Here is a 315-nt window from a genome sequence, read left to right as displayed (position 1 = left end):
TTCCTGGTGGGTATGTTGAGCCATCTGGTTTCTTAGGTGTTACTGTAACGTCACCTGTCTTAGGATCTTGTTCAACATCTACTGTTGGTGTAAGTTTTTCTGGTGGTGTTACTGTTACAGTGACTGGGACTTCTTCTTCTGATCCATCTGGGTAGCGGACAAGGACTTTTCCTGTTACCTTATCTCCTGGATTCTTATCTGATGGAATGGTTACCGTTACTTTTCCTGTAGTTTTATCTACTGTGATGATTCCTGGTGTGCCACTTGTGTAAGTTGTTCCTGTTGGAATTGTCTTACCGTTTGCCTCACTTACTG

1 protein-coding gene is annotated in these 315 nt (G+C 42.9%); it reads right to left on the bottom strand.

The genetic code is table 11. From position 1 onward, the window contains the following. On the bottom strand, positions 1-315 hold a 315-nt coding region (locus tag EII37_RS11260; RefSeq protein ID WP_221620946.1), incomplete at both ends, for a YPDG domain-containing protein.

Source organism: Streptococcus sp. OH4692_COT-348, assembly GCF_003859975.1.
In the GTDB taxonomy this organism is placed as follows: domain Bacteria; phylum Bacillota; class Bacilli; order Lactobacillales; family Streptococcaceae; genus Streptococcus.
This window is presented reverse-complemented; position numbering and strand designations above follow the sequence as displayed.